The organism is Salmonella sp. GDC200615, from assembly GCF_050574145.1.
GTDB lineage: Bacteria > Pseudomonadota > Gammaproteobacteria > Enterobacterales > Enterobacteriaceae > Salmonella > Salmonella enterica.
Genome location: NZ_CP192247.1, coordinates 1,290,927 through 1,310,234 on the forward strand (window position 1 = coordinate 1,290,927; position 19,308 = coordinate 1,310,234).

At 51.5% G+C, this 19,308-nt stretch carries 15 protein-coding genes and 4 pseudogenes; 10 read left to right on the top strand and 9 right to left on the bottom strand.

All coding sequences use genetic code 11. From position 1 onward, the window contains the following. Positions 1–10: 10 nt before the first annotated feature. Positions 11–1,588: a glutamine-hydrolyzing GMP synthase gene (gene guaA / locus ACQ29O_RS05920; protein WP_000138293.1), complete on the top strand. Its 1,578-nt coding sequence runs from the start codon at positions 11–13 to the stop codon at positions 1,586–1,588. 141 nt (positions 1,589–1,729) lie between these two features. Continuing rightward, a pseudogene (locus tag ACQ29O_RS05925) lies at positions 1,730–2,038 on the top strand (DDE-type integrase/transposase/recombinase); the annotation flags it as partial. Positions 2,039–2,117: 79 nt separating this feature from the next. On the opposite strand, the gene ACQ29O_RS05930 reads toward ACQ29O_RS05925, so the two are convergent. After that, positions 2,118–2,447: a DUF1493 family protein gene (locus ACQ29O_RS05930; protein ID WP_001747357.1), complete on the bottom strand. Its 330-nt coding sequence runs from the start codon at positions 2,445–2,447 to the stop codon at positions 2,118–2,120. Further along, a pseudogene (locus ACQ29O_RS05935) lies at positions 2,432–2,652 on the bottom strand (STM2901 family protein); the annotation flags it as partial. The gene ACQ29O_RS05930 and the pseudogene ACQ29O_RS05935, both read right to left, overlap by 16 nt. Positions 2,653–2,919: 267 nt before the next feature. On the opposite strand from ACQ29O_RS05935, the pseudogene ACQ29O_RS05940 reads away from it, so the two are divergent. After that, a pseudogene (locus ACQ29O_RS05940) lies at positions 2,920–3,063 on the top strand (hypothetical protein); the annotation flags it as partial. 77 nt (positions 3,064–3,140) lie between these two features. Here ACQ29O_RS05940 and ACQ29O_RS05945 read toward each other — a convergent pair. Next, positions 3,141–3,332 (bottom strand): YfgG family protein, encoded by a 192-nt coding sequence (locus ACQ29O_RS05945; RefSeq protein WP_000075924.1) that lies wholly within the window; start codon positions 3,330–3,332, stop codon positions 3,141–3,143. 178 nt (positions 3,333–3,510) lie between these two features. On the opposite strand from ACQ29O_RS05945, the gene ACQ29O_RS05950 reads away from it, so the two are divergent. Next, positions 3,511–3,648: a hypothetical protein gene (locus ACQ29O_RS05950; RefSeq protein ID WP_001540598.1), complete on the top strand. Its 138-nt coding sequence runs from the start codon at positions 3,511–3,513 to the stop codon at positions 3,646–3,648. A 96-nt stretch (positions 3,649–3,744) separates the two neighbouring features. After that, positions 3,745–5,957 (top strand): annotated as a pseudogene (locus ACQ29O_RS05955) (bifunctional diguanylate cyclase/phosphodiesterase). Positions 5,958–5,992: 35 nt separating this feature from the next. Here ACQ29O_RS05955 and ppx read toward each other — a convergent pair. The 4 genes from ppx to purM form a co-directional block, all read right to left on the bottom strand. Further along, entirely contained in the window at positions 5,993–7,534 is a 1,542-nt protein-coding gene (ppx, locus tag ACQ29O_RS05960) for an exopolyphosphatase (RefSeq protein WP_001123326.1), read from the bottom strand. Positions 7,535–7,538: 4 nt separating this feature from the next. Next, entirely contained in the window at positions 7,539–9,605 is a 2,067-nt protein-coding gene (ppk1, locus tag ACQ29O_RS05965; protein ID WP_000529555.1) for a polyphosphate kinase 1, read from the bottom strand. 188 nt (positions 9,606–9,793) lie between these two features. Beyond that, entirely contained in the window at positions 9,794–10,432 is a 639-nt protein-coding gene (purN, locus tag ACQ29O_RS05970) for a phosphoribosylglycinamide formyltransferase (RefSeq protein WP_001028590.1), read from the bottom strand. Then, entirely contained in the window at positions 10,432–11,469 is a 1,038-nt protein-coding gene (gene purM, locus ACQ29O_RS05975) for a phosphoribosylformylglycinamidine cyclo-ligase (protein ID WP_000130477.1), read from the bottom strand. The genes purN and purM overlap by 1 nt, the downstream gene beginning before the upstream one ends. A gap of 412 nt (positions 11,470–11,881) precedes the next feature. Here purM and upp point away from each other — a divergent pair, with 412 nt between their 5' ends. From upp to ACQ29O_RS05990, 3 genes are all read left to right on the top strand, one after another. Continuing rightward, entirely contained in the window at positions 11,882–12,508 is a 627-nt protein-coding gene (gene upp / locus ACQ29O_RS05980; protein WP_000706208.1) for a uracil phosphoribosyltransferase, read from the top strand. A gap of 87 nt (positions 12,509–12,595) precedes the next feature. Further along, the gene (gene uraA, locus ACQ29O_RS05985) at positions 12,596–13,885 is read left to right on the top strand and encodes a uracil permease (RefSeq protein ID WP_000198332.1); all 1,290 of its coding nucleotides are present in this window, start codon (positions 12,596–12,598) and stop codon (positions 13,883–13,885) included. A 94-nt stretch (positions 13,886–13,979) separates the two neighbouring features. Continuing rightward, positions 13,980–14,681: a DnaA inactivator Hda gene (locus ACQ29O_RS05990; protein ID WP_061835882.1), complete on the top strand. Its 702-nt coding sequence runs from the start codon at positions 13,980–13,982 to the stop codon at positions 14,679–14,681. A gap of 26 nt (positions 14,682–14,707) precedes the next feature. Here the strand turns inward: ACQ29O_RS05990 and arsC are convergent, their stop codons facing one another. Both arsC and bepA read right to left on the bottom strand, forming a co-directional pair. After that, positions 14,708–15,067, bottom strand: a complete 360-nt coding sequence (gene arsC / locus ACQ29O_RS05995) for an arsenate reductase (glutaredoxin) (protein WP_000132650.1) — start codon at positions 15,065–15,067, stop codon at positions 14,708–14,710. Positions 15,068–15,106: 39 nt separating this feature from the next. Further along, positions 15,107–16,570: a beta-barrel assembly-enhancing protease gene (gene bepA / locus ACQ29O_RS06000; protein ID WP_000489630.1), complete on the bottom strand. Its 1,464-nt coding sequence runs from the start codon at positions 16,568–16,570 to the stop codon at positions 15,107–15,109. Between the two features lie 207 nt (positions 16,571–16,777). Here bepA and ACQ29O_RS06005 point away from each other — a divergent pair, with 207 nt between their 5' ends. Both ACQ29O_RS06005 and ACQ29O_RS06010 read left to right on the top strand, forming a co-directional pair. Continuing rightward, positions 16,778–17,845 (top strand): AI-2E family transporter, encoded by a 1,068-nt coding sequence (locus ACQ29O_RS06005; RefSeq protein ID WP_000892056.1) that lies wholly within the window; start codon positions 16,778–16,780, stop codon positions 17,843–17,845. 275 nt (positions 17,846–18,120) lie between these two features. Beyond that, positions 18,121–19,308 (top strand): sugar diacid recognition domain-containing protein, encoded by a 1,188-nt coding sequence (locus ACQ29O_RS06010; protein WP_041030965.1) that lies wholly within the window; start codon positions 18,121–18,123, stop codon positions 19,306–19,308.

The following is a 19,308-nucleotide window of genomic DNA, read 5'->3' on the forward strand; positions in this document are numbered from 1 at the left end:
ATAAGCGTCAATGACGGAAAACATTCATAAGCATCGCATCCTCATTCTGGACTTCGGTTCTCAGTACACTCAACTGGTTGCGCGCCGCGTGCGTGAGCTGGGTGTTTACTGTGAACTGTGGGCGTGGGATGTGACAGAAGCACAAATTCGTGACTTCAACCCAAGCGGCATTATTCTTTCCGGCGGCCCGGAAAGCACCACCGAAGAAAACAGCCCGCGCGCGCCGCAGTATGTCTTTGAAGCAGGCGTGCCGGTATTTGGCGTTTGCTATGGTATGCAGACCATGGCGATGCAGCTTGGCGGTCATGTAGAAGGTTCTAATGAGCGTGAATTTGGTTATGCGCAGGTCGAAGTGTTGACCGACAGCGCGCTGGTTCGCGGTATTGAAGATTCCCTGACCGCAGACGGCAAACCGCTGCTGGACGTGTGGATGAGCCACGGCGATAAAGTGACGGCGATTCCGTCCGACTTCGTGACCGTCGCCAGCACCGAGAGCTGCCCGTTCGCCATTATGGCCAACGAAGAAAAACGCTTCTACGGCGTACAGTTCCACCCGGAAGTGACTCACACCCGCCAGGGTATGCGCATGCTGGAGCGTTTTGTACGCGATATCTGCCAGTGTGAAGCGTTGTGGACGCCGGCGAAGATCATCGATGACGCCGTGGCGCGCATTCGCGAGCAGGTAGGCGACGATAAAGTGATCCTCGGTCTCTCCGGCGGCGTGGATTCTTCCGTCACCGCCATGCTGCTGCACCGCGCGATCGGTAAAAATCTGACCTGTGTTTTCGTCGACAACGGCCTGTTGCGCCTGAACGAAGCCGAGCAGGTGATGGACATGTTTGGCGACCATTTTGGTCTGAACATTGTTCACGTACCGGCAGAAGATCGCTTCCTGTCCGCGCTGGCTGGTGAGAACGATCCGGAAGCCAAGCGTAAGATCATCGGCCGCGTTTTCGTTGAAGTGTTCGACGAAGAAGCGCTGAAACTGGAAGACGTGAAATGGCTGGCGCAGGGCACCATCTACCCTGACGTTATCGAATCTGCGGCGTCTGCAACCGGTAAAGCGCACGTCATCAAATCTCACCACAATGTTGGCGGCCTGCCGAAAGAGATGAAGATGGGGCTGGTTGAACCGCTGAAAGAGCTGTTCAAAGACGAAGTGCGTAAGATTGGTCTGGAGCTGGGCCTGCCGTACGACATGCTGTATCGCCATCCGTTCCCGGGGCCGGGCCTCGGCGTGCGCGTACTGGGCGAAGTGAAGAAAGAGTACTGCGACCTGCTGCGTCGCGCGGACGCTATCTTCATTGAAGAGCTGCGCAAAGCGGATCTGTACGACAAAGTCAGTCAGGCGTTTACCGTCTTCCTGCCGGTCCGTTCCGTAGGCGTGATGGGCGATGGTCGTAAGTACGATTGGGTTGTCTCTCTGCGTGCTGTCGAAACCATCGACTTTATGACCGCACACTGGGCACATCTGCCGTATGATTTCCTGGGTCGTGTTTCCAACCGCATCATCAATGAAGTCAACGGGATTTCCCGTGTGGTGTATGACATCAGCGGTAAACCACCAGCTACCATTGAGTGGGAATAAGCCGATAATCCTTCCTGTGTTTTCATGAACAGGTAAAAGTGAATTTAACCCTCTGTTTTTGCAGAGGGTTTTTATTTATGTGCATAGATGAGTTTTCTGTGTAGTGCACAGCTTCTGGCGGCAAATTTGACGTAATCATGAACCCACGAAGGTTGGCTGTATCTTGCCGTGGTCGTTGATTTGTTCTCGCGCAAAGTTATCGGTTGGTCAATGCAACCACGAATGACAAAAGACATTGTCCTGAATGCGCTTCTGATGGCCGTGTGGCGACGTCATCCCCAAAAACAGGTGCTGGTTCAGTCTGAGCAGGGTAGTCAGTACACCCGCTATGAATGGCTGAAATCGCACGGACTGGAGGGCAGTATGAGCCGTCGTGGCAACTGTCATAATGCGGTTGCAGAAAGCTTTTTCCAGCTACTGAAGCGTGAGCGGATAAAGAAAAAGATCTACCAACGACTCAGAAGTGTCCAGGTTATCCGTGGCGATTCAGCCCAAATAAGGGGTATTTAAAATATAATAACTTTATTCTTCAACTATATAACCAACGTCCAGTTTTAGCACTTTCAACGAGCATACCAACTGTTAGTGGCTTACGCGGATCAGGCTCTTTACTTCCAAAGTACTCTGGATTCAGATAGTTGAGTATGTCAAATCCTTCTGAATCTACATTCCAACGCTTGAAGTACTCTTGTAGAAGTTCTTCACTATCTTCAAAAACGAGTTTTAGATCATCCCTAATACTGATATCAAGCGTGATGGTTCGCTTTGGCCCACAGAGAAAGTACTTTTTAGTGTTATATTCCTGATCGATAAAATCGATAATTTCTTTCTCAATATCTCTCATTAGAAGTACGCCCACTGAATGCGATCTTTAGGAACCGCCACACGATTAAATGTATTTTTAATTCACGCTGGATATCATAAATCGTAGTGAATGTCATAACCCAACCGAGCCAGGGTACATTACGACCAACGAAACGACCTAAATTATTCGTTGAGCTTAGCTGTAATGAGTTGATGGTTTTGCCTGTCAACGTTGGTAATCTGATCCCAGGTGGCTCTTTACAAAACAAATTCTGACGTATAGGACTGGTCACCTTATTCTCCTCCCACGATGGTTATCTTCCTGATTTCGCATTGACTCTGGCGGATAGGTCGGAGCCGCAGGTGACCTTTGAGTATACGTTTACGGTAAAGCACTGCATCGACACAATAGCGGGTTTCCTGAAGTGCGTTGAGGTTGAGCCGCATCCGGTTATCGCAGAGATACTCACACAGTTTGAGAGTACCGTACGTCAGTGCCCGCTGGGATTCCAGATTTGCCCTGAACTTGTGCCAGCTACCGGGAGTTTAACCACGCTGAAGGCTATCGGGTTTTGTATTCGGTCGAGGGAATCTTAGTAACCGCGCATGTGATCTTATCACCCAGGCAGGATATCCCGCGGTTGCTCTTTAAGCGTCTGATCATGGCCTGAACCCATTGAGTGGGTTGTCTTTTTGCGTTAACGCTAAAGCTTCTTTTTCTTGCGCGGGCTTTTTAACGGATAACAGCTTAACGTTGTCCCGGCGTGGTGACAGAAAGCGATGACTGTTGCGCTTCTTTTTTATCCTGATGGTGCTGCCAGGCGCCGATAGAAGAGTAGACGAAACGTCCAAAGAAGAAGAGAAAACTGATAAGCAGTACGATACGGGTCATGCGAGTGTTAAATCGATGTCGTTTTCGCATACTGTTGGCCTGACTCACAAAGGGTTCCTTAACGTTGGCCCAGCGATATGGGCGGGATCAGGCTGGGTTCTTCAAGGGTATTATCAAGGCGAAGAACGTAACAAGCCTGCGTTCACTCTACATTAAGGCATACTGCGAACCGATGGTCAATTCCTCTTAATGTAAAATTGCGTCAGTTGATTTATCTTATATTGTTATGGAAGATAATTTTAGTATTTACATTAATAATAAATTAATGATAACAAAGAATAAAAAGGCGAATAAAGGCTGCAGGAGAAAGGTAATAATTGACTTAAATCAAATGTTACTTTTGTTTAATAATTACAATCGATGACTATCGTGTGATGTATATCGCATCATCAATTTAAAGTCAGGTGGGATGCCTGTCTGTTAACGCCCCTTTGGGATTGGGGGGTTCTGCTGAGCATCTATGAAACTAAATAAAACTTATATAAATATCAGAGATAAATGGTGGGGACTACCGCTCATTCTCCCTTCGATTTTACTGCCTGTTTTAAGTAGCGCAAATACTTATGCGCTTACCAGCACTGGAAATGTGGTTCTTTTTTACCTGCCGTTAGCTTTTATGCTTAGCCTGATGCTCTTTTTCGGCTGGGCAGCACTGCCGGGCATTGTGCTTGCTATCTTCTGGCGCAGATACCCGCAGACAGGGCTGTATGAAACCCTTTCTGTGACGATGCACTTTATCATTACTATCGTGCTAAGCTGGGGCGGCTATCGTGTCTTTTCCCCCGGCGAAACAATGTTTCCCACGGCGACGCCCACCTGCTGTTTCAACGAATATTCTGGCAGGTATTTTGTTCAGCAACATTATTTCTGGTCATCTACCAGTTTGCCGCTTTTGTTGGCATGTACGAAAGTAAAGCCAGCCTGATGGGGGTAATGCCCTTTAATATCAACACGCTGATTAATTACCAGGCGTTACTGGTCGGTAACCTTGTCGGCGTGCCATTGTGCTATTTTATTATTCGTACTCTCCGTAATCCGCTGCACCTGCGGGGGTATTATCAGCAATTAAAGCTACAGATTGATAGCAAGGCCACTAAAAAAGAGATCGTTATTTGGCTGGCCGTATTGACTACACTAATGTTTATACTGTGTATGCCATTGACTGATAATAGTTCAATATTTAGTACCAACTATACGCTTTCGTTATTATTGCCGGTCATGCTGTGGGGTGCGATGCGCTATGGCTATAAGTTTATTTCAATTATCTGGGCCGTCGTGCTAATTACGTCGATTCATTATTATCAGCGTTATATGCCCTGGTATTCAGGTTATGATACGCAATTAGCGATTACCTCTTCGAGCTATCTGGTTTTTTCTTTTATTGTTAATTATATGTCTGTACTGGCCACGCGTCAGCGCGTAGTGAGTGGTCGCGCACGGCGGCTGGCCTATCTTGACCCGGTTGTACATCTTCCCAATTTACGTGCGTTAAACCGCGCGCTCCAAAATGCGCCCTGGTCTACGATCTGTTTTTTACACGTGCCGGGCCTGGAGCTATTGGGTAAAAATTATGGCGTCATGCTACGCATCCAGTATAAGCAAAAGCTCTCTCACTGGATTACGCCGATGCTGGCCTCAAATGAGTGCGTCTACCAGATGTCAGGGCACGACCTGGTGCTGCGTCTTAATACAGAGGCGCATCAGCAGCGTATTGAAGCGCTGGATAAACATATTAAGCAGTTTCGGTTTATCTGGGATGGACTGCCGCTACAGCCGCCTGTCGGCGTGAGCTACTGCTGCGTGCGTTCTCCGGTTAGCCACCTTTATCTTCTGCTGGGCGAATTAAGCACCAGTTCCGATCTTTCGTTGACGACTAACGCGCCGGAGGATTTACAGCGGCGCGGCGCAATGCACCTGCAGCGCGATTTGAAGGGCAGAATTGCGATGATGAATCGCCTGCAACAGGCGTTGGAGCACGATCATTTTTTCCTGATGGCGCAGCCTATTTTCGGTGTTCGTGGGGACGTTTACCATGAAATTTTACTGCGACTCAGGGATGACAACGGCGACGTTACCAACCCGGACAATTTTTTACCCGTGGCGCATGAGTTTGGTTTGTCTTCCGCTATCGATCTCTGGGTGATTGAAAACACGCTGCGGTTTATGGCGGCCAGCCGGGAATATATGCCCGCGCATCGTTTTGCCATTAATCTGTCGCCAACATCGGTATGCCGCGCTCGTTTCCCTGCAGAAGTTAAGCAGTTGCTTACGCAATATCAGGTTGAACCCTGGCAACTGGTTTTTGAGGTAACGGAAAGCAACTCTCTCACCAATGCTGAGCAGGCGCAGTTGACGCTGGGACAGCTACAGCAGTTTGGCTGTCAGATAGCGATTGATGATTTCGGTACTGGCTACGCCAGCTATGCGCGGCTGAAAAACGTTGACGCCGATATTCTTAAAATTGATGGCAGTTTTATTCGCAATATAGTGTCAAACAGTCTCGATTATCAGATTGTGGCTTCTATTTGTCATTTAGCGCGAATGAAAAATATGCAGGTCGTCGCGGAGTATGTCGAGAGCGAAGAAATACGAAGCGTCGTGCTCTCGTTGGGGATCGACTATCTTCAGGGATATTTAATTGGCGAGCCGCAGCTATTATCTGAGATTCAGTAAAGGCAGACGCCGCGGCGCGGCGTCTGGCTCACAATTTACGCGGCGATCTCCGGCGAGCTTTCTTCCTCAATATTGAGACGCCAGCCAGTTACAGCTTCCCAGTACTGCTGTTCTTTTTCCAGATCAAGCAGTACCAGCGCATTCTGGCTGAACCAGTCATGCGGAAAACATAACGTCCAGTGGCTGTCATCGGTCGTTAGTCGCAGCGTCGGCGGCGTAGTGGTCGCCTGCCGCTGGTTGTTCAGTAATACGCCCAGCCGAAGTAGCTGAATTAACGGCAGATACTGTTTTTTCTTAAACAGCGTAAAGCGGGGCATATCATCCAGTTTTATGGCTTTACGATGGTAACGCACCAGCGTCGCCATCATCATTTGCTGCTCCTGATTAAAGCCGGGCAAATCGCTGTGTTGCAGAATATAAGCCGAATGGCGATGTAAACCGCTGTGATTAATATTCAGTCCAACCTCATGCAGCATTGCCGCCCAGCGGAGCAACGCTTCAAGCTGCGGATGCGCCAGTTTTGGCTGCTGGGCCTGCCACTGCTCGTACATCTGCATGGTGGTTTCCAGCACGCGTCTGGCCTGTTCTCTGTCAATGTTGTATTGATTGGCCAGACTTTTTGCGGTACGGCTGCGAACATCCTGATGGCGGAAGCGGCCTTCCATTTCATACAGCACGCCTTCGCGCAACGCGCCGTCGGAAAGGCGAAGCTCGCGGATAGCCAGAGCATCAAAAACGCCGCACAGAATCGCCAGGCCCGGCACAAAGACCGCTTTTCGTTCTTCAGACAGACCCGGCAGGCTGAGCGCATTAAAGGAGCGGTGCTTCAACACTTCTGACTTCAGTTTATCGAGGCGATCCGGCGTAATGAAGCCATCTTTCTCACCCAGCGCCAGGAGAACTTCATGAGCGGCCTTAATCGTACCGGAAGCGCCCATCGCTACGTTCCAACCCTGAATACGATACTGCCAGGTTAAGGTTTCCAGTTTTTGCGCCGCCGCCATTCGGGCGCGCTGGAAGTTTTCTTTATTGATAACGCCGCCGGGAAAGTAGAGCTGCGCGAAGCTCACGCAGCCCATACGACGGCTTTCAACCAGCCTGGGTTCGAAGTTTTCGCCAATGACCAGCTCTGTTGACCCGCCGCCGATATCGATCACCAGCTTGCGGCCTTTTTCCGGCTGCGTATGTTCTACGCCCATAAAAATCAGGCGCGCTTCTTCGTTACCGGAAATAATCTCTATCGGGTAGGGAATAACCTTTTCCGCGCGTTTGAGAAAATCAGCGGCATTTTGCGCCTGACGTAACGTATGGGTGCCTACGATACAGACGCTGGAAGGGGAGAAACCTTGTAAGCGTTCAGCAAACAGCGACAGACAGCTAAGCCCCCGTTCCATGGCTTCTTCGCTGAGTTTATTATCTGCGCCCAGCCCGTCCGCCAGATGGACGCGCTGTTTTAAACGCCCGATAATCTGCATTGCGCCGTCAACCACGCGGGCAATGACCATATGAAAGCTGTTTGAGCCGAGATCGACCGCAGCGAACTCCTGCGGACGAGGGGATTTATCGTAAATTGGCATAGCGTTAGTCTGGTTGCTCGAGTGATTTGATGTAGTCATAAATTGCCAGCTGCGCCTGGACTTTACGGCGATTGCCGCGCGGTACGTAGCGGTTGCTGAGTTCTTTATCGATAAAACGCGCTTTTACCGTGTCGCTAAACAGAATGTCAATGATATCCAGGACGCGCTGTTTAAGCCGCGGGTCGAGGATAGGCGTAGCGACTTCGATACGGTAGTCAATATTACGCGTCATCCAGTCAGCTGAAGAGAGCCAAACTTGCTTATCACCGCCGTTTTCGAAAATATAAACTCGATCGTGTTCCAGATAGCGATCCACGATGCTAATCGCGCGAATATTATCGCTAATGCCTTCCAGTTGCGGAATAAGAGAACACATACCGCGTACCAGCAGATTGACCTGGACGCCCGAACCCGACGCGGCGTATAGCCTGTCGACCAACCCTTTATCAACCAGGTTGTTAAGCTTTAAGGTAATCCCTGACGGTAAGCCTTGCTGGGCATTGGCGATTTCACGATCGATCATCTCATACAGCAGACGCCGTGAGTTTTGTGGAGAAACCATCAAATAATCGAAAGTGACCGGGCGATAGGGGTTTTCAATAAAATTAAAGACCCGACGCACTTCATTGGTAATGCGCGCATCGGCGGTCAGCAGCGAATAATCGGTATACAGCCGCGCTGTTTTTTCGTTGAAGTTACCGGTGCCGATATGCGCATAACGCACCACGTCATCACCCTCTTTTCGTGAGATGAGAAAGAGTTTGGCGTGAATTTTCAGCCCGGGCGCAGAGAAAATAACATGGACGCCCGCTTCGGTTAACCGCTTGGCCCAGTGAATATTCGCCTCTTCATCGAAGCGCGCCTGCAACTCCACCACCACGGTAACTTTTTTGCCGTTATGGGCGGCATGGATCATCGAGTCAATAATGCGCGAGTCTTTCGCTACGCGATAAATATTGATTTTGATCGCCAGCACGCTTGGGTCAAACGACGCCTGACGCAGCAGTTCCAGCACATGTTCAAAGGTGTGATAAGGATAATAGAGCAGCACATCACGTTCACGAATCGCGTCGAAACCGTTACGAAACTTCTCTTTATCAAACCAAAGATGGCGTAACCGCGGTAACGGTTTATTGACCAGGTTGGCTTTACCGACATTCGGAAAATTAATAAAGTCTTTAAAATTGTGGTAGCGCCCGCCGGGTACGATTGAGTCATACCGGGAGATCGTCAGTTTTTCCCGCAGTACGTCGACCAGCGCGGCGGGCATATCGCGTTGATAGACAAAGCGCACAGGCTCAGCGGTCAGGCGCTGCTTCAGGCTGGAAGACATCAGCTCCATCAGACTGGATTCCATCTCATGCACCAGGTCATATTCGGCATCGCGGGTCATTTTCATCGAATAGGCATTAAGCGCGTCATAGTCGAAGAACCCTTTAAAAATGTCATCCAGGCAGTAGCGCAGAATATTATCCAGCAGGATCATCGGCTTGCGTCTGCGCGGTGTCTCCGGCGGCAGATTAACGAAGCGTGGGACTTTGTCGGACGGTATCTCCAGCAGCGCATAGTTGATGGTGTCGCCGCGGATAATCTCCACCGCCAGATAGGTGTAATCATCTTTTAAAAACTGAACAAGATCCGTCTCCCGGTTAATAAGAATCGGGGTAATATGCTGGCGCAAATAGTGCTTAAAATAGTGGCGCAACCAGCTTTGTTGGTTCACCGAGAGCTGACGCTCGTTGATCAGAAAGATTTGATTACGCGCCATTTCCAGCAGTAATTCGTTGTACAGGCCGTCGAACTCCTGGTCTGCTTTCAACACGCGGGACTGAATTTTGCCTAACAAATGGCGTGAATGAGAATTTGAACCCTGTTCTTCGCTGATAATAATGCGTCGTTTCAGTTCAGCGAAACGCACTTTGTAGAACTCGTCGAGGTTATTAGAATAGATTCCCAGGAACCGCATCCGCTCAATCAACGGGTTGGATTTGTCCGCCGCTTCCTGTAACACGCGTTCGTTAAATGCTAACCAGCTTAGTTCTTTCTCGATATATAGCTTTTCCTGACCCATTACTACCTATACTCCGTTTTATTCACGGGACACTGCCTGATGATTATGGCGAGCATTACGCGTTAATGTCCAACTGCGCCAGAAAAATATGACAATAAACTGATAGCATAAAGGAAGGGAAAAGAGTAGGCCGGATAGGCATTTATGCCGCCATCCGGCAAGCAGACGCAGTCCTGTTCGATGACGTATTATTCGTCAGACGCATAACCTTGCGGCGGCAGACGACGCCCGTCCAGCCAGGCGGCGTTATCGCGCATCTTTAGACGCCCCTGCGCAAACCAGCTAATCACCAGCGGATAAATCGCATGTTCCTGAGTCTGTACGCGTGCGGTGATATCATCTTCGCTGTCGCCGGCAAAAACCGGCACCTTCGCCTGGAGAATGACCGGGCCGCCGTCGAGTTCGTCTGTCACGAAATGTACCGAGGTACCGTGCTCCTCATCGCCGTTTTCCAGCGCCTGGCGATGGGTATGCAACCCCGGATATTTTGGCAGCAGGGAAGGGTGAATGTTCAGCAGACGCCCGTAGTAATGCGCGACAAACATCGGACTCAGAATACGCATAAAACCGGCCAGCACGACCACATCGGGCGCATACGCGTCTATCTTGCGAATCAACTCGCGATCGAAGGCGTCGCGGCTGTCAAACCGATCGGCAGTCAGCGCTTGCGCCGGAATGCCGGCTTCTCTGGCGCGTTCAAGGCCGAACGCGTCGGCCTTATTGCTGAATACTGCCCTGAGGGTGCCTTTAATTTTCTTCGCTTCGCAGGCATCGATAATCGCCTGTAAATTGCTTCCATTGCCGGAAATCAGCACCACAATATTCATTATTCAATAACCACACGCTGTTCGGAATCAGAGGCTTTGATGATACCGATTTTCCATGCGTTTTCACCTTTCTCGTTTAGCAGAGCAAGCGCTTTGTCCGCTTCCGGAGCGGAGAGCGCAATCACCATGCCGACGCCGCAGTTAAAGGTACGGTACATTTCATGTCGGCTGACATTACCGGCGGTTTGCAGCCAGGTAAAGATGGCGGGCCACTGCCATGACGACTCATTAATTACCGCCTGGGTATTCTCCGGCAGAACGCGCGGAATATTTTCCCAAAAGCCGCCGCCGGTGAGGTGGGCGATAGCGTGCACATCGACGTTTTCAATCAGTTCCAGAACCGATTTTACGTAGATACGGGTCGGTTCAAGCAGATGATCGGCCAGCGGCTTCCCTTCCAGCAGAGTGGTTTGTGGGTCGCAGCCGCTAACGTCAATAATTTTCCGCACCAGCGAATATCCATTCGAGTGCGGGCCGCTGGAGCCGAGCGCAATCAGCACGTCGCCTTCGGCAACCCGGGAGCCGTCGATGATTTCTGATTTTTCGACTACGCCGACGCAGAAACCCGCCACATCGTAATCTTCGCCGTGATACATGCCCGGCATTTCCGCCGTCTCGCCGCCGACCAGCGCGCAGCCGGATTGCAGGCAGCCTTCGGCAATACCGTTGATCACGCTGGCGGCGGTATCGACATCCAGTTTACCCGTGGCATAGTAATCGAGGAAAAACAGCGGTTCCGCGCCCTGAACGACCAGATCGTTTACGCACATTGCCACCAGATCAATACCGATAGCGTCGTGGCGCTTTAAGTCCATCGCCAGGCGAAGTTTGGTGCCTACGCCGTCAGTGCCGGAAACCAGTACCGGTTCACGATATTTTTGCGGCAACGCGCACAGCGCACCGAAACCGCCCAGACCGCCCATAACCTCCGGGCGGCGAGTTTTCTTCACTACGCCTTTGATTCGATCAACCAGAGCGTTACCCGCATCAATATCGACGCCGGCATCTTTATAGCTAAGAGAGGTCTTATCGGTCACTGCCTGGTTCCCCACGTTTTTTTTGCGGTAAAAGTTAAATTCGGCGCAATTCTAACAGGGAAAGCAAACGTTTGCGAGCGTGGTCTGCGCCCTGATTATCCGGGCGATTTTTTTTGCATGGTTTCGGTCGCTGCTTGAAAATTTCCCTGTTGGTAAAAAAGAAAAGGATATCCAGCACTTGGTTTACGACAGGCGGTCGGGACAGGTCATTCACCCTTAAAATTGCTAATATTCAAACGGTTGTTAGCCTTTATCGCCTGTTTCAACGTGAGTGATTTATACTCACTTTTCCGCTATCAGCGCTTTTGGTTGATCCAGGTCAAGCATACATTGTGTTGCGTCAGAGAGGAAAAGCGGTATAATCCGGCGATTTTTTTTGTGGTTGCCAGTCATCTGAGGATAGGAGAAGAGTATGAAGATCGTGGAAGTCAAACACCCACTCGTCAAACACAAGCTGGGTCTGATGCGTGAAAACGACATTAGCACTAAACGCTTTCGTGAACTCGCCTCAGAAGTAGGCAGCCTGCTGACGTATGAAGCGACAGCCGACCTGGAAACGGAAAAAGTCACCATCGAAGGCTGGAATGGCCCGGTGGAAATCGACCAGATCAAAGGTAAAAAAATTACCGTTGTGCCGATTCTGCGCGCGGGTCTGGGCATGATGGAAGGCGTTCTGGAAAATGTACCGAGCGCGCGTATCAGCGTAGTCGGGATGTACCGTAACGAAGAGACGCTTGAGCCAGTACCTTATTTCCAGAAACTGGTATCGAACATTGATGAGCGTATGGCGCTGATCGTCGACCCGATGCTGGCGACCGGCGGTTCTGTCATCGCGACCATCGACCTGCTGAAAAAAGCAGGCTGTAGCAGCATTAAGGTGCTGGTGCTGGTCGCCGCGCCGGAAGGCATTGCGGCGCTGGAAAAAGCGCACCCGGACGTTGAACTGTACACCGCCTCTATCGATCAGGGGCTTAACGAACACGGATACATTATTCCGGGGCTTGGCGATGCCGGCGATAAGATTTTTGGTACCAAATAAGTGAATAAATAATTAAAAGCCGACTTTAAGAGTCGGCTTTTTTTTGAATAAAACCACTCATAACAAACACACTTAGAGGAAAACACTATGACGCGCCGTGCTATCGGGGTGAGTGAAAGACCGCCGCTTTTACAGACAATCCCGCTTAGTTTACAGCACCTTTTCGCCATGTTTGGCGCGACCGTGCTGGTGCCAGTTCTGTTTCATATCAATCCCGCGACGGTGCTGCTGTTTAACGGTATCGGAACGTTGCTGTATCTCTTTATCTGCAAAGGTAAAATTCCTGCCTACCTCGGATCGAGCTTTGCCTTTATTTCCCCGGTACTACTGTTGTTGCCGCTGGGTTATGAAGTGGCGCTGGGCGGTTTTATTATGTGCGGCGTGTTGTTCTGTCTGGTCTCTTTCATCGTTAAAAAAGCGGGCACCGGCTGGCTGGATGTGATGTTCCCGCCTGCGGCAATGGGCGCAATCGTTGCCGTCATCGGTCTGGAGCTGGCTGGCGTCGCGGCGGGGATGGCCGGATTGCTGCCTGCGCAAGAGCAGTCGCCGGACACGAAAACAATTATTATCTCCATGGTCACGCTGGCGGTGACGGTGTTCGGCTCCGTACTGTTTCGCGGTTTCCTGGCGATCATTCCGATTTTGATCGGCGTGCTGGCGGGCTATGCGCTGTCATTCGCGCTGGGGGTGGTCGATACCACGCCGATTGCCCAGGCGCACTGGTTTGCGCTGCCGACCTTCTATACGCCGCGTTTTGAATGGTTCGCTATCCTGACGATTCTGCCCGCGGCGTTGGTCGTGATTGCCGAGCATGTCGGTCATCTGGTGGTGACGGCGAATATCGTCAAAAAAGATTTAGTGCGCGATCCCGGTTTGCACCGCTCGATGTTCGCTAACGGATTGTCGACGATCATTTCCGGTTTCTTCGGCTCCACGCCGAATACCACCTATGGGGAAAATATTGGCGTCATGGCGATCACCCGCGTTTACAGTACCTGGGTTATCGGCGGCGCGGCGATTTTCGCCATTCTGCTTTCCTGCGTTGGCAAACTGGCGGCGGCGATTCAGATTATCCCGTTACCCGTGATGGGCGGCGTCTCGCTGCTGTTGTACGGCGTTATCGGCGCGTCGGGGATTCGCGTCTTGATCGAATCGAAAGTCGACTACAACAAAGCGCAAAACCTGATCCTCACCTCGGTGATTTTGATCATCGGCGTGAGCGGCGCGAAAGTGCATATCGGCGCGGCAGAATTGAAAGGGATGGCGCTGGCGACCATCGTCGGGATTGGCCTGAGCCTGATTTTTAAACTGATTAGCCTGTTGCGTCCGGAAGAAGTGGTACTGGAGGCAAATGATGCGGAGCCTCCGCATCAGTAACGGGTTGCCGGGCAGCGATGCTGCCCGGTTCTATCTCACGGGAATTATGTGGTAAACTCAGCGCGATTTTATGTCATCCTGGGTTGAGGTATCTCTGAACACACCGGCACAGCTCTCTTTGCCACTTTATCTTCCTGACGACGAAACTTTCGCAAGTTTCTGGCCGGGGGATAACGCCTCTCTACTGGCCGCGTTACAAAACGTGTTGCGCCAGGAACATAGTGGATATATCTACCTTTGGGCGCGTGAAGGCGCGGGCCGCAGCCATTTGCTGCACGCCGCCTGCGCTGAATTGTCGCAGCGTGGAGATGCGGTAGGCTACGTCCCGCTCGATAAACGTACCTGGTTCGTGCCGGAAGTGCTCGACGGTATGGAACACCTCTCGCTGGTGTGTATTGATAACATTGAGTGTGTCGCTGGCGATGAACTGTGGGAGATGGCGATCTTTGATCTCTATAACCGCATTCTGGAGTCCGGTAAGACGCGGTTATTGATCACCGGCGATCGTCCGCCAAGACAGTTAAATCTGGGCTTGCCCGATCTCGCTTCCCGTCTGGATTGGGGGCAAATCTATAAACTCCAGCCTCTTTCCGATGAAGACAAACTTCAGGCGCTACAGTTGCGTGCCCGGTTACGGGGGTTTGAACTGCCGGAAGATGTTGGGCGGTTTTTACTCAAACGTCTTGATCGCGAAATGCGCACGCTGTTTATGACGCTGGATCAGCTCGATCATGCGTCGATCACTGCCCAGCGAAAACTGACGATCCCGTTTGTCAAAGAGATTCTGAAACTGTAATACGCCGCGACGGCGGCGTTCAACGGTTAACCGAGGATGTCCAGCACCTGCTCAGGCGGTCGGCCAATGCGCGCCTGACCATTTGCCACCACAATGGGGCGCTCCATCAGTTTAGGGTGTTCAACCAGCGCCTGGATTAACGCCTCTTCACTCAGCTGGCTATCCGCCAGGTGAAGCGTTTTATAGAGATCTTCTTTCTGGCGCATCAGTTCGCGCGCGCTGGACATGCCCAACATACGCAGCAGTTCCCGCACGGTGGCGGCGTCGGCGGGCGTATCCAGATAAAGCACCACTTCCGGTTCCACGCCGTTAGATTTCAGTAGGTTCAGCGTGTCGCGGCTCTTCGAGCAGCGCGGGTTATGGTAGATTTTAATCGTGTCGGTCATGAGTTCTCCTTGTGACGCCATCCGGCTAATAAACGGCGATTACATTTTCGTGTATGGCTTGAAGCGTTCCTGTAACTGGCGCAGCTGGTCGATACGCGCATCGTAACGCGCCTGTTGCTGGCTACCCAGTTTTGCCTGGGCGCTGGCGCTACTGAGCAGTGAAATTGCCTGATCCAGTCGTCCCGCCAGCGCATAACTTTCAGCGCGCGCCGCCAGCTCCTGATCGCGGTTGTTCAGCGCGGCTTCGGCCTGAGCAAGCAGATCCCAGCCGTTACCGTCATCTTTATGGCTAAAGGTGTAGCGATTCAGAATGGTTTCCGCCGCTTTTGGCTGGCCTCCCTGGAGGTACGCATTGGCGAGGTTTAACTGCAGCACAGGATTAACGCGCAGATCGCGGGCATTTTTCAGGCGATTAATCGCGTCGTTGGCTCTTTTCTGCCCGAGGTCAATATCGGTGGCGAGGTCAAGATACCAGGCATTGTTCGGTTCTGCGCTTAACAGCGGCTGCAACGTTTTGCGCGCTTCATCGTACTTGCTCGCTTCCATCGCCTGCAACGCCCGGCCATATTGCGCCGCATGTTGCTGACGCACGTTGCCTTTAGACCACTGATCCAGCAGGTCGCTGGTGAGCTGGTTACGTCCGGAATTGTACATTCCCAGGGCGCGCGCTTTGGCGAAATAAAAGTCGGCGGAAGATTGCACCACGACCGGGCGCATCTGGTTGGCACGGTTGCGGGCATCCGCAAGGCGGCTTTCCGGTAAGGGGTGAGTGAGCAAAATTTCAGGCGGACGCGTGGAGTAACGCGCCTGGTCGAGCAGTTTTTCGAGGAAAGAGGGCATCGCCTGTGGGTCAAATCCGGCGCGTTGCAGTACCTGAATACCAATACGGTCGGCTTCTTGCTCATTTTGCTGGGTGAAACTTATCATTCCCTGGCGCGTTCCCGCCAGAGTACCGGTTAGCGCCGCCATACCGGCCTGTGGGCTGGCCATGGCCAGCAAAATGGAACCCAGCGCGCCCACCCAGGTAAGCGGCGCGCTGCGCTTTTGATCTTCCATCGCGCGCGCCAGGTGGCGCTGCGTCACGTGGGAGATTTCATGCGCCATGACTGAAGCTAGCTGGCTTTCGTTATCCGCGTAGCGAAAAAGCGCCGAGTGCAGCACCACATTGCCGCCAAAGAACGCGAAGGCGTTGATTTCGTCATTATTGATCAAGAAAAAATGGAAGGGCGTTTTGACGGAGTCGGCGTGCGAGACCAGACGCATACCCAGCGCGTTAATGTATTGCACCAGCAGCGGATCGTTGATTAACGGCGCGCTGCCGCGTAGCTGGCGCACATAAAAGTCGCCCATTTGCATCTCTTGTCCGATAGAAAGCGTGCTTCCTGCCGAGGTTCCCATATCGGGCAGCGTGTCGGCAGGGTCGGCAAATGCGGGCGCGACCTGACCGAGAGCCAATGCTGCAATGAGGGTTGCCACCAGGTTTTTTTTCAACTGCCTGAACATAACCTCTATCCTGTTGTTTTGAGATAGCCCTTTGACCAACGTCGTGAAATATCGTTCCACGCTCCGACACTTCATAAGTGTAACTGTGATGAGCACAGACTCACTATTTTAGTTTCCTGAATCAACGATAAAAAGCGAAGTCTTTTTTGTGACATTTCGATACAATTCGGCATCACAATCCCGCAGTTGAGTTCTGGGAAGGGTTTTATGCTCGAAATGTTAATGCAATGGTATCGCCGTCGCTTCAGCGACCCGGAGGCGATTGCCTTGCTGGTCATTCTGGTGGCTGGTTTTAGCATCCTCTTTTTCTTTAGCGGCCTGTTAGCGCCGCTGCTGGTCGCAATCGTACTGGCCTACCTGCTGGAGTGGCCGACGGCGCGCCTGCAGGCGATTGGCTGTTCCCGGCGCTGGGCAGCCTCCATTGTCCTTATCCTCTTTGTCGGCATTCTGTTATTAATGGCGTTTGTGGTGATGCCGATTGCCTGGCAGCAGGGTATTTACCTGATTCGTGATATGCCCGGTATGCTGAATAAACTGTCCGATTTCGCCGCGACCTTGCCGCGACGCTATCCGGCGCTGATGGATGCGGGCATTATTGATGCGATGGCGGAAAACATGCGTACCCGGATGCTTAACATGGGCGATTCGGTGGTGAAGTATTCGCTGGCGTCGTTAGTCGGGCTACTGACGCTGGCGGTATATCTGGTGCTGGTGCCGCTGATGGTCTTTTTCCTGGTAAAAGATAAAGAGCAGATGCTGAATGCCGTGCGCCGCGTGCTGCCGCGTAATCGCGGGCTGGCGGGGCAGGTGTGGAATGAGATGAATCAGCAGATCACCAACTATATCCGCGGAAAAGTGCTGGAGATGGTAGTGGTGGGCGTGGCGACCTGGCTGGGCTTTTTGCTGTTTGGCCTCAACTATTCGCTACTGTTGGCGGTACTGGTGGGCTTTTCGGTCCTGATCCCCTATATCGGCGCCTTTGTGGTGACAATTCCGGTGGTGGGCGTCGCGCTGTTTCAGTTTGGCCTGGGGACGGAATTCTGGAGCTGTTTTGCCGTTTATCTGATTATTCAGGCGCTGGATGGCAATTTGCTGGTACCGGTACTTTTCTCCGAAGCGGTGAATTTGCATCCGCTGGTGATTATTCTGTCAGTGGTGATTTTCGGCGGTCTGTGGGGATTCTGGGGGGTGTTTTTCGCCATTCCATTGGCGACGCTGATTAAAGCCGTTGTCCATGCCTGGCCGGATGGTCAGGTGACGGATGCCTCATCCTGAGCGGTCAGTACAAAAGTTGTAAAGCGTGAACGACATCATAGTGCCCTGCCGCCATTTTGCGCACGCCTGATGAGGGACAAGCGCTTAGAAAGCCGCTCTTTTTTTAATGCCGCACCGTGTTGCGGCATTTTTATTGTCGGAACCTACAAAATTCTCGCTGTAAAGCCGCCAAAATTTGGTGACTTAGCCTAAGCATTCTTCTGAGAAATTCGTTAATAAGTGACATCATTGATGCGAGATTGTTTTTTTAATGTGAAGCGATAACGAAACAGGGAATGAGTGTGTTGAGAAAACATTACTTGAAAGGGTATACCGCGCGGCAAATTGTACAGCGAGCCATGAAAATTATTCCTTACTCGGTAAACGTCATGGATGAGCATGGCGTCATTATCGTGTCTGGCGAACCTTCGCGGCTTCGCCAGCGTCACGAAGGGGCCATTCTGGCGCTGAAGGAAAACCGTTTTGTAGAAATTGATTCCGCTACCGCCAATCAGCTTAAAGGCGTGCGATCCGGCATTAATCTTCCCATCTCTTTTCATGAACAGCTTATCGGCGTGGTCGGCATTACCGGCGAGCCGGAGGAGGTTCGCGCGTATGCCGAGCTGGTTAAAATGGCGGCGGAGCTGGTGATCGAGCATATGGTGCTGATCGAACAGCGACAATGGGATAAACGCTATCGCGAAGAGCTGTTCAACCAATTGATTTTGCGAGAAAATTCAACAGAGTCGTTGCGCTCCATGGCGGCCTATCTGGGTATTGATCTGGCGGTTCCCAGAGTGGTGCTGATTATTGAACTTTCCCAGCCGGATCGCGAAGCGCTGCGCAATGTAATGGATTATTTCGAGAATCACGCGCGTAACCATTTGGTGACGTTTACCGAATTTAATGAATTAATCATTATTAAGCCTATCACGTTAAAAGAGGGAAAGTGGAATACCCGCCAGGAAATGGGCGAATTGCAGATTTTTAAATCATGGGCTGCATCATCGGGCTTTAGCCGTATTTTGGTTGGGGGCTATTTTGCCGGCGAGACGGGATTGCACCGATCTTTGCTCACAGCGAGAGCCACGCAGGCGATGGCGAAAAGACAAAAGCTGCGTAGCCAGTACATTTTTTATCATGACCACGCGCTTCCCGCGCTGCTAAGCGGACTGTCTGAAAGTTGGCAAGTGCAGGAGTTATCGCGTCTGTGGCTGCAACTGGCGCAACATGACGCGAAAGGCGTATTGCAACAGACGCTGCGGACTTGGTTTGAACATAATTGTGACCTGACGCAAACGGCCAAAGCATTGCATATTCATGTGAATACATTGCGCTATCGCTTACAGCGCTGTGAGGATATTACGCACATAAAAATCAACGAGTTAAAAAGTACGCTTTGGCTTTATATCGGTATGGAGCTTCAGGCCGAATCTGTACCGTCCGACAAGTTACCGCTGCCTGGTCGAATCGAAATTTGTTGA